The 11,684-nt window shown below is 45.7% G+C and carries 4 protein-coding genes; all 4 read left to right on the top strand.

The annotated features are described in order from the left end of the window. The first annotated feature begins 22 nt into the window (after nucleotides 1-22). From GSF13_RS15410 to fldB, 4 genes are read left to right on the top strand one after another with little or no spacing between them, the layout of a single operon-like run. Nucleotides 23-9,364: a hybrid non-ribosomal peptide synthetase/type I polyketide synthase gene (locus GSF13_RS15410; RefSeq protein ID WP_211866175.1), complete on the top strand. Its 9,342-nt coding sequence runs from the start codon at nucleotides 23-25 to the stop codon at nucleotides 9,362-9,364. A gap of 56 nt (nucleotides 9,365-9,420) precedes the next feature. After that, nucleotides 9,421-10,260 (top strand): NAD(P)-binding protein, encoded by an 840-nt coding sequence (locus GSF13_RS24765; protein WP_249122681.1) that lies wholly within the window; start codon nucleotides 9,421-9,423, stop codon nucleotides 10,258-10,260. Beyond that, complete coding sequence (locus tag GSF13_RS24770) at nucleotides 10,191-11,075, top strand: hypothetical protein (protein WP_249122682.1); 885 nt, start codon at nucleotides 10,191-10,193, stop codon at nucleotides 11,073-11,075. The genes GSF13_RS24765 and GSF13_RS24770 overlap by 70 nt, the downstream gene beginning before the upstream one ends. Nucleotides 11,076-11,099: 24 nt before the next feature. Next, complete coding sequence (fldB, locus tag GSF13_RS15420) at nucleotides 11,100-11,636, top strand: flavodoxin FldB (RefSeq protein WP_010604895.1); 537 nt, start codon at nucleotides 11,100-11,102, stop codon at nucleotides 11,634-11,636. Nucleotides 11,637-11,684 lie beyond the last annotated feature (48 nt).

Below are 11,684 nucleotides of genomic sequence, written 5' to 3' on the forward strand. Positions count from 1 at the left end.
AGATAACTTCAAGGAATGCATTATGGCAATCGAAAATGAACGCTCTGTTCGCCCCGCAAACGACACGCTACCGATAGCAATTATTGGCATGGGTTGTCGTTTCCCAGGTCACGCGAATAGTCCTGAATTGTTTTGGGAAAATATTAAACATGGTGTCGATTGCATCATAGAAACCCCAGAGTCGAGATGGAATATCGATACTCATTATTCGTCTGTCAAAGCGAATAAAGGCAAGTTGAGCTCAAAATGGGGTGGCTATATCGATGATATCGATAAGTTTGATCCAGCATTTTTTGGGATCACGCCTCGTGAAGCCGAGTTTATGGACCCTCAACAACGTAAACTGCTGGAGGTAACTTGGGAAGCGTTGGAAGATGGTGGGCAAAAGCCATCTGAACTCGCAGGAGAGTCGGTCGGCGTTTTCATGGGTGGGTTTACGCTTGATTATAAAATCATGCAATTCACTAACCCAGATTTTGACAACATTGATGCTCACACTGCGACGGGTGTTATGATGACGATGCTTTCTAATCGCATCTCTCATACTTTTGACTTTAATGGCCCCAGCATGTCCATCGATACTGCTTGTAGCTCCTCTATTGTCGCATTAGATATGGCCTGTAAAAGCCTACAGACCGGGGCAAGTAATATGGCACTCGCAGGTGGTGTGCTATTACATTTGGCACCACAATATACAGTATCCGAGTCTAAAGGCGGTTTCTTATCTCCGACTGGTTTTTCTCATGCTTTTGACGACTCCGCAAACGGTTATGTCCGCGCTGAAGGCGCTGGCGTCGTTGTGCTCAAGCGCTTAGATGATGCGATTAAGGATGGCGACCCAATTCATGCGGTGATCTTAGCCACCGGTGTAAACCAAGACGGTAAAACACAAGGGATCACGGTGCCAAACGGCGATGCCCAATTGCGCTTGATGAAAGAAACCTATGCCAAAGCGAATATTGACCCCGGTAAAGTGCAGTACATTGAAATGCACGGCACAGGCACGCCTGTTGGCGACCCAATTGAAGCAAAGTCAGTTGGAACACTCCTTGGGATCAACCGTAATCAAGACGATAAATGCTACATTGGCTCAGTAAAAACCAATATTGGCCATACCGAGGCAGCCGCAGGCATGGCTGGTTTGTTCAAGGCGGTCAAAGCCATTCAAAACAAACAGATCCCACCGCATTTACACTTAAAATCAATTAATCCTAAGATTGATTACGCCAATGCGCCGTATGAGATCCCCACTAAACTTACACCTTGGCCTAAGCATCAAGGTTTAGCCGTTGCGGGGGTAAACTCCTTTGGTTTCGGTGGAACCAATTCCCACGCGGTTATTCAAGAATTTGTTGCGCCAGAAGTACCATCAATACCTCCAGCAAATGAGAATGGCCTAAAACTTTATCCATTGAGTGCAAGAGATCAACACGGGATCCATCGCTTTGCCAAAGCACATAATGAATTTTTGCAAGACAGCGATGCATCTCTCAGTGATATTATCTACACACTGGGTGAGCGCCGTGAACATCACCAATATCGTCATGCAATTTGTTTCAAAAATGCAGAGGATCTGCAACAACAACTGCAAACACTAACTCATGATGCTGAATTTGCTGCGGCCAGTACATTGCGCACGCTGAAAAAAGATGAGCAAAAACTCGTATGGGTCTTCACCGGCATGGGGCCACAATGGTGGGCAATGGGCCGTGAGCTGTACCAATCAGAGCCAACTTTTAAAGCGATGATCGATGAGTGTGATAGCTATATGTCAACACTTACAAATTGGTCATTGGCTGATGAAATGCTTGCCGATGAATCAGCGTCAAACATGCAATATACTTGGCTCGCTCAAACGGCAAACTTTGCCGTGCAAGTTGCACTTGCAGCAATGTGGCGTCAACACGGCATTTCACCTGATGTCATTGTTGGCCACAGTACTGGTGAAGCAGCAGCATTTTATGAAGCCGGGGTCTACTCATTAAAAGATGCTTGCACCATCGTAGTCCATCGTAGCCGTTTACAACATCAATGCCGCAACACAGGTAAAATGATGGCGGTAGGACTCTCTGACAGTGATGTCACGCCTTATCTCAACGACCAAGTTGAAATTGCAGCAGTAAACAGTCCAAACTCTGTCACCCTAGCTGGTGAAGAAAATGCGTTACACAGTATCGAAACACAACTGAGCGAAGCTGGTGTGTTTTGCAAGTTTCTCCGCGTTGAAGTGCCCTATCACAGCCAGTTTATGGAACCGATTAAGACCGAATTGCTCGAGTGTTTAGCTGGTATTCAAGCTAACACCGCACATACTCCATTGTATTCAACGGTAACAGGAACACTTGCAGAGGGGCCTGAGCTTGATGCTAACTACTGGTGGCTCAACGTCCGCCAAGCCGTGCGTTTTGTTGATGCCACCCGTGCAATATTACAACAAGGTTACCAAGCATTTTTGGAACTAGGTCCACACCCTGTGCTTGGCGCATCTATTGCCGAAACCGCAGAAGAACAAAGTTGCTCAAGCGTTGTCGTCTCGAGTATGCGCCGTAAATCCGACGAGCAACACACCTATTACCACGCCGTAGCTCAACTGTTTGGTTTAGGCTTTGAATTAAATTGGTCAGCCATAAATGGTCGAGGTAAGTTCACTACGTTGCCAACTTACCCGTTCTTGCAAGAACGCTTTTGGACCGAGCCTGAGTACTTTAATCAAGTGCGTTTAGGGCAAAGTAACCATGCTTTCTTGGGCCGTAAACGCAGTGAAGCTGAACATGTTTGGAACGCGGTAACCGACACAAATCGCGATAGTTTTTTAAGCTGTCACCAAATCCAAGGCAATACCCTCTTCCCCGCTGCTGGCTTTATTGAAATGGCGTATGCTGCAGCCAAAGAGACTTGGGGCAATGGCAGCTATGCACTCGACCACTTTGTCATCGATAAAGCGTTATTTTTGAATAATGAACACGCTCCCAATGTGCAATTCATTTTGCACCATGATGAACCGAATTTTAAAGTGGTAAGCCTTGAAGATGGTAAAACGACCCGCCATGTTCAAGGGACAATCCGCCGAGTACAAAGCGCCAACCTTGCTGAGCCTATTGATCTCAATGCTATTCGTAGTGCCGCTACCAGCGCGCAGCAGCACGATGAGTTTTATGCACACCTAAAAGAGTTTGGTTACGAATATGGTCCATGTTTTAGAGCCATTGAACAGATCTGGGCAACAGACAACGGCGTGCTTGCCAAAATCTCTTGGCCTACTCAACTTGAGCGAACAACACAATTTACCCTACACCCAAGTCTACTAGATGCGTGCTTCCAGACGTTAGTATTTACAGAGCTTGCAAGTGCTAATGCTCAGCAATTCTCTATCCGCTTACCAGTGATGCTAGAGCAGATCCTGCTTTGCGGGCAGAACAATACTGATTTTTGGTGTTATACCCAAATCACTCATCGTGACGACGAAAAAACGGTCGGTGATTTATACCTCTGTGATGAGTCTGGTCAAGTCTTTGGTGTTATCAAAAACTTTATTGCACAAAGCGTTGACTCCGCTGCAAGTGGGATCACCACCAGAACCATAGATAGCTGGCTTTACCAAGTCAATTGGCTTGCAGAGCCTGATCAGGAAATACAAGAAACTGACACATCGGGGCGTTGGGTGCTCCTCGCAGATCAATCAGGAACAGCCGAACAGGTAGCCGAACGTTTAGCAAAGCTTGGCCACTCTAGCTGTATCGTTAAATCTGGAGAATACTTTGATATCGACAGAGACCATTGTCATGCATGGCTAGTTCCCGATTCACGGGATCACCTGTCACAACTTATCGAGACTTTGGGCAAACAAGAAATTCGTGGCGTTGTGCATTGCTTTAGTCTAGATAACAGCGCGATAGAATCACTGACCCTTGCTCAACTGCAAAGAGAAAAACGTCAGTCGCTACATTCATTGTTAAATCTAGCCAAAACCGTAATTGAACAAGACTGTAAATTCCCGCTTTACGTGGTAACACGCAACGCCAGCCTCGTTAATAGTGAGCAACTTACCGCGGTGATGTCCGCTTCGTTAACTGGATTTAGCCGAGTGCTCGCACAGCAAGAATTGGTTGATAATTGGGGTGGCCTCATCGATGTTGATGGCCAAAATGATGCCGAACATATCACAGTCAGATTATTAAGTGACCGCCAAGAAGGGGAAGTTGCTTTTAGGGAAAATCAGGCCTATGTTGCTCGTTTAGAGCAGGCAACGTCACTTCAACCCGCCTTCCCAACTCGCGTGCAAAGCCATAAAGCACAATTGATCACGGGTGCATTTGGTTCAATCGGTCAGTTAGTTTGTCAGCTACTCGTCGATAGAGGTGCACGAAAGCTCATTTTGCTTGGTAGGAGTCAATTACCTGAGCGTAAGAGTTGGTCAGAACTTACCTCAAGCGACCGTAACTATGATCGCGTTCGGTTTATTCAACACCTTGAGAGTCAGGGCGTTAATGTCTCGTTATGGCAGACAGACTTAACTCGAGAGCGTGAACTTCACGCGGCCCTTGAGTCTTATCATCTAAGTGCACAAGCACCGATCAACGGATTATTTTTCTGTGCTGGTATCGTCAATGACACCTTACTTGGCAATATGGATACCAGAGCATTTGACGGTGTGTTTGACACCAAAGCGATTGGTGCGTTGATGCTTCACAAAGCACTCAGTAAAGTTGACCTCGAACATTTTGTACTCTTCTCCTCTGTCGCGGCTCAAGTCACTACCGCAGGACAAACAAACTATGCTTCTGGCAATGCTTTCTTAGATGCCCTCGCCCACTACCGTCGCAATCAGGGTCTTCCGGCGCTGAGTATCAACTGGGGTCCTTGGGCTATTGGTATGATTGAAGAGTTGGGTCTCGCCGAACATTACAAAAACCAAAGGGGTATGAACTGCATTTCACCAAGTGCGGGGATGGCCGTGCTTGAACGTATTCTAGACCAAGAGCAACCTCAACTCTTAGTGTGTGACGCTGATTGGTCCAAAGTAACCAATTGGTATGCAGGAAAGCCGAGTTTATTTAGTCACTTGGCTACCCAAGAAAACGATAAGCAAAGCCACCAAGAGCAAGAATTTGCTCCTTTATACCAGCAAACAGACAGCGCGCTTCGATTACCGCTTGTTGCCGATCACCTCGCTAATGCTGTCAGCCAAGTATTACGCTGTAAACGAGAGCAAGTGGAATTAGATCTATCGCTCGGTAATCTCGGTATTGACTCTATTATGGCAACAGAGCTGAGAAATAAGATCACCACCCATTTTGGTGAAACCCTAACGATTGTACGCCTTCTAAGTGGTGCATCTATCAACGAATTAAGTATAGAGCTTAATGACAAACTCGTTGAGTCGCTTGGCTTTGAAGTCATAACCACAGAAACATCGCAGGTTCAGCCGGTTTCCGAGACCAAGGTTAACTCTATTATCGTATCTGATGCCAATGTGGAAGCTGAATTCCCACTTTCCTATGGACAAAAAGCGATTTGGTTTATCAATCAACTCAACCCAAGTAGCGCTTCCTACAATATCGGCGGCGCGATGCACATTCCTAGTGCCCTGAATATCGACGCGCTGAAAAAAGCCCTTAGTGCTGTAGTTGCTCGCCACCCAATGTTAAGAACAAACTTCTTCTTTAAAGATGGCGAACCCTATCAAAGAGTCTGGACTCATCGCGAGGATGCACTGCAAGTCATTGATGTACATGGTAAGTCTTGGGAAGATATTCAACCTATGATGATTGCAGACAATGAACAGCCTTTCGACCTTGAGCACGACCCGCTGTTTAGACTGTATTTGTATAAGCAGAATGATCAAAGCTACTACTTTGCAGTGACGATTTATCACATCATCTCAGATGCATGGTCAAATTACATGTTTATCGATGAAATGCAGTCACTGTATGCGCATTTTGCAAAAAGTGAACCGTTAGCACTCAGCGAAATAACGTCAAGCTATGAAAAATTTGTCGATTGGGAAACACGCTTTGTTCACTCTCCACGCGGCGCGGCAAACTATAAGTTTTGGCAGAATCACTTACCTGCTGAGATCCCCGTATTAGACCTTGCAACCGACAAACCTAGACCTGCGGTACTCACCAACGTTGGTGATTCATATCATTTTGAGTTGGATAAAGCCCTCACGTCTTCATTGAATACCCTTGCAAAGGCACAAGGGTCCACCATGTTCATGGCGTTGCTTAGCATCTATTACGCAGTCATGCATAAATATACTCAGCAGGATGAGATCATTATTGGCAGTCCCGTGGCCGGTCGTACAAATCCAGAGTTTTCAAACGTCTATGGTTACTTTGTGAATCCCCTACCGCTATGCGCAAGGTTTGATCCTGAAACGCACTTTACTTCGCTTTTAGCGCAGGTGAAAGACATTACCCTCAACGCACTAGATCACCAAGAATATCCGTTTGCGCTGTTAGTGGATAAGCTTGGTATTGAACATGATGCCAGCCGCTCTACGGTATTTCAGGTCATGTTTGTAATGCTCAATCACCGCGTTGAGCAATCGCATATGGATGAAAATAATGTCGCGTACTATAAGGGCTTTCCTATGCAATTAATGGAACTGCCTGAAGAAGAAGGTCAATTTGACATTACGCTTTCGACCTATGAAGAAAATGGCGTGTTCAAAGGCACATTAAAATATAATACCGATCTATTCGAAACCGAAACGATAGCGCAGCTGGCTCGGGACTATATCGCACTGACGCGAATGGTCGTTGATAGTCCAAATCGGCCACTTTCGGAGCTTGCCTTAACAAGTCCAGACGCAATAGATGCCTTGGCGACATTTGCTGAAAGTCAACAAAACGCACCTGCATTACCGACTTTGGTCAGCCAAATAGAAAATGCGGCGCAACATAGTCCTGAGCTTCCTGCCCTCAGCATTGCCTGTGCAACAAATGCCGGAGAATTGGCTGCTACTTTGAGCTATTGCGAACTGAACGGTCAGGCAAATCAGTTGGCGCGACTAATTAATTCGCAGCTAGATAACCAACCTAGTCAAACGATTGCCTTACATTTTGAAAAATCTATCGCATTAGTTGTTGCTTGTATCGCTACGTTAAAAGCAGGTCATCATTTTGTGGTAATTGACCCGCAGCAACCCAATGAACGCAAGCAACTGTTGCTTGAGCAAAGTCGCTGCGCGTTACTACTTTGCGACGAAGCGCTAACATCAGATCACCCTACACTACTTTGGGAAAGCTTCCAAAGCCAACGAGATGAAATCAGCGAGCACAATTTGGCGTTAAATCATCAGCCAAATGACATCGCGTATATTGTCTTTACTTCTGGCTCCACGGGTACGCCAAAAGCTGTCCAGGTCAGCCATCAAAACTGGGCTACGATCGCTGTGGACTGGTTAGCCCAATTTGATTTAGCACCCACCTCTCATCATTTACAATTGGCCAGCCCAACCTTTGATGTGTTTTGTGGCGATCTCGCGCGCGCATTTTACAATGCGAAGCACTTAGTGTTGTGTCCTAAAAATATGATGCTGAACATGCCGGTGTTGTATGACCTCATTGAGACACAGCAGATTGATACGGTTGAGTTTGTGCCCTCTGTGGTTCGTAATCTCATCTTATTCGCAAAACAAAGTCAGGTTGGATTCACCAGCTTACGTAGAGTGATTGTTGGCTCTGAGCAATGGCAAATCGCTGAATACCGCGCACTCAAAGGATTGCTACAAGAAGATGCTCGACTATTTAGCTCCTACGGCACATCTGAAGCAACCATAGACAGTAGTTTCTTTGAGGAATCAGAGCAGTACTTAGAAACCAGTGCAACGGTGCCTATCGGCAAGCCTTTCAATGCAACGCAACTTATCTTGCTCGATAAGCAAAACCAATTAGTATCCAGTAACGCAGTCGGCGAAATTGCAATTGCGGGGCAAGGCATAAGTCTTGGCTATCTCAATAATCCAGAGAAAAATGCCAGCCAATTTATCCAACTTCCCGTGTCAGAAAATAGCACCCTACGGGTATATAAAACAGGTGATTTAGGTAAGTGGGACAAACACGGCAACCTACATATTCTGCAACGTATCGACAACCAAGTAAAAATACGAGGTCACCGCGTTGAGCTTGGAGAAATTGAGTCTAGCATCAACCAGATCCCAGGAATTAAGCGAAGCTATGTAAAAGGGATAGAAGTACACGGGCAAACCCAATTAATTGCCTACTTTGAGTCGGATCTTGCGGTCGGTACTGAGTTTGTCCTCGAGCAGTTAGAGAACCAGCTACCAAGCTATATGGTACCTAGTAAGCTGGTTGCTATTGATCAATTTCCATTACTGAGTAACGGTAAAATCGATGCAGCGGCATTACCACAGGTTGAACTCGCCGAGTTGGTAAGAGCATTCGTAGCGCCTGCCACCTTATTTGAGCAGCAGCTCGCTGAGATTTGGTCCAATATGCTAGGGCAAAAATCCATTAGTCTTCATGATGATTTTTTTGCCCTTGGCGGTAACTCTTTATATTTGATTGAGCTAATGGTCAGGATCCAATCAGCCTTCAGCATCAAAATGGAAGTTAATCAGCTATTTAGATTTACAACCTTACATGGCATGGCGAGTGCAATTGAAGATGTAGTAACAGGAAAAGAAACGGGCGCGTCCCCTTACCTTATCTTCAATGCGGGTCAATCTACTCGTTTATTTGCGCTACCACCAGCGGGTGGTTACAGCATCGTTTACAAGGCATTTGCCGACGCATTGCCTAACACTGAAGTGATCTCTTTTAACTACCTCGAAAGTGACACTAAGGTTAGCGACTATGCCGACCAAATTATGCAAATTCAACCTCATGGCCCCTATACCCTATTTGGATACTCCCTTGGTGGTAATTTAGCCTTTGAGATTGCTAAGGAACTGGAAAGCCGAGGTCAACGTGTCGGGGATGTGGTGATCTTAGACTCATTCAGGATCACCGAAACAGTCAAAATGCGGGAGCAAGACTTCGCGCACTTTGAACAAGAGTTAAAAGCACATTTCGCCCGCCACACCGGCTCAAATACGGTACACGAGCATACACTGGCACAAGCGAGAGACTATATCGATTGGTGTTATGAAGTGAAAAACTTAGGTCAGGTTCACGCAAAACTGCACTTTATCGTCGAGCAAAATGCACATGCAGAAGCTGCTCGTCTAACCAGTTGGGATGCAGCATCAGACGCCGAAGTCATTACCTATCAGGGAGTTGGTAAACATGAGGAAATGTTGATGCCCGATATGATGCAGGCAGGCAACGGCGCAATTATGCAAAGTATTCTACAGGATACCCAAAGCCGAGCGGTAATAGCAACAAACGTGGAGTAACAGCTCGCCCCAAAGCCATCGCTTTGGGGCTTTCTAACGACTTTAAGGACAGAATTATGACCACACAAAGACAATCTATGATCATCATAGGTGCCGGCATGGGTGGACTCTCAACCGGTAGCTATGCACAAATGAACGGCTACAAGAGCGTGATCTTAGAACTGCACGATATTCCCGGCGGCTGCTGCACATCGTGGGAACGTAGAGATTATATTTTTGATTGGTGTATTAGCTGGCTACTGGGTAGTGGCTCAGGCAACGGCATGAATCAAATCTGGCAAGAGTTAGGTGCGCTGGATGATAAAGAAATTAGAGACTTTGAAATCTTCAATTCAGTTATTGATGAAGAATTAGGAGAAGTACATTTCTACGCAGATCCAGATAAACTCGAAGCCCACCTCTTAAGTATTTCTCCCGCAGACAAGAAACTCATCAAACAATTTTGCGATGGCATTCGTGAATTCGTCAAAATGATAGACGCTTATCCCTTTCTGGTGCCAGTTGGCATTATGTCACGCTGGCAAAAGCTAAAAATGATGTGGCCGTTCATCAAAAAATTCAATTTAATCCGCAAATCCATGGCGACATTGATGTCGGACTTTGCTGCTAAGTTTTCACATCCGCTGCTGCAAAAAGCATTTAACGTTATCTTTTATGAGCAACATCCCAGTTTCCCACTGCTACCTTTCTACTTTAATTTGGCCTGCGCGGCGAAAAAAAATGCAGGTGTGCCCGAGGGTGGCTCGTTAGGTCTCGCACAATCGATGGAAGCAAGATATAAAAAGTTGGGGGTGACATCATATACAACACCCGAGTACACAAGATCTTGGTCGAAGACAACAAAGCCATCGGTGTCGAGCTCAGCGACGGCCAAAAAATGTATGCCGATATCGTGATCTCAGCATGTGACGGTACGGATGTGGTAAAAAACATGCTTGATGGCCAGTATTCCAGCCCAGTGTTAGACAAGCTATACGACGAGTTAAGGGAGACCGATGGTCAAATGTTCCCAGGATACGTCTCTGTATTTTTGGGGGTAAACAAGGACTATACCCATCATCCCCATTGCCGCACCCACTTGTTAGACCAACAAGATCTGGTCCACTGCCCTGGTATGACGCACCCGGGGATCAATGTGCAGGTGCGCAATGTACACTACCCTCATATCGCCCCAGAAGGCAAATCCGTGCTTTATATCACTTACTTCTCAACCTATGAGCCATGGGCTGAATTAAATAATTTCCAAGAAACAACGGCGACTAAACGCCATCACACTAGGGTCAAGCGTAGCGTTCAATATCGCCTCGCTAAAAAGACCTTAGGTGAATTTATAATCAATAAGCTCTCCACTCATTTTGAGGGACTAAAAGAGCATATCGAATATATCGACATCGCAACCCCTTTGACCCAAGTTCGCTATACCCGCAACAGCAAAGGAACGGTATTGGCGTGGCAGCCATTTTTGGAAAGTGGTGAAAGTTTAGAAGACGAAATAAATGCCAACGGGACAACGGGACTGCCAGGCCTTAGCAACTTTTATATGGCTGGTCACTGGGTGACAACCGGCGGGTTGATCCGCGCTGCAGCTACAGGCAGACATGTTCTGCACTTTGTATGCCGTGATGATGACAAGCCGTTTCAGGCTTGGATCGGTGAAAACCCACTACACCAACCTCAATCTTATAGCGAACAAAAGCAGCATGTTGCTTAACCAAGAGAATTAAAAGGAAATATTATGAGTACTCGTATTGGCCTATTTTATGGCAGCACAACAGGTAACACTGAAGCCGCAGCAGAATTAATAAAAGCAAACCTAAACCAGTTTACCATCGACCTCTTTGATATAGCAGATACTGAATTAACCTTAACCGAGAACTATGAATTTTTGATTTTTGGGATTTCAACGTGGGAATACGGTGGTTTACAGGATGATTGGGAATCACGTTGGGAAAGCCTAGCACAACAGGATTTCAGCGGAAAAATCGTGGCTATCTTCGGTCAAGGCGATCAAGTTGGTTATGATGAGTGGTTTCAAGACGGTATCGGCATCTTACACGATAAACTAACCGAACAAGGCGCCACAGCAATTGGTTACTGGCCAAATTCAGGTTATCACTTCACCAAGTCTAAAGGGTTAAGTGAAGACGGCAGTGAGTTTCTCGGCTTGTCGCTTGATGATGATAACCAACCAGAACTCACCGAGCAGCGCATCAACGACTGGTGCCAAGAGATTGCCGCCGTGCTTCAAGAACTTACCTGCGAAACAGCTTAAGGCCATCAAGATAACTATTCGGCGATGCTTAGCTGTATTACATGCACG

Origin of the sequence: Pseudoalteromonas sp. M8 (genome assembly GCF_018141365.1) — a bacterium.
In the GTDB taxonomy this organism is placed as follows: Bacteria; Pseudomonadota; Gammaproteobacteria; order Enterobacterales; family Alteromonadaceae; genus Pseudoalteromonas.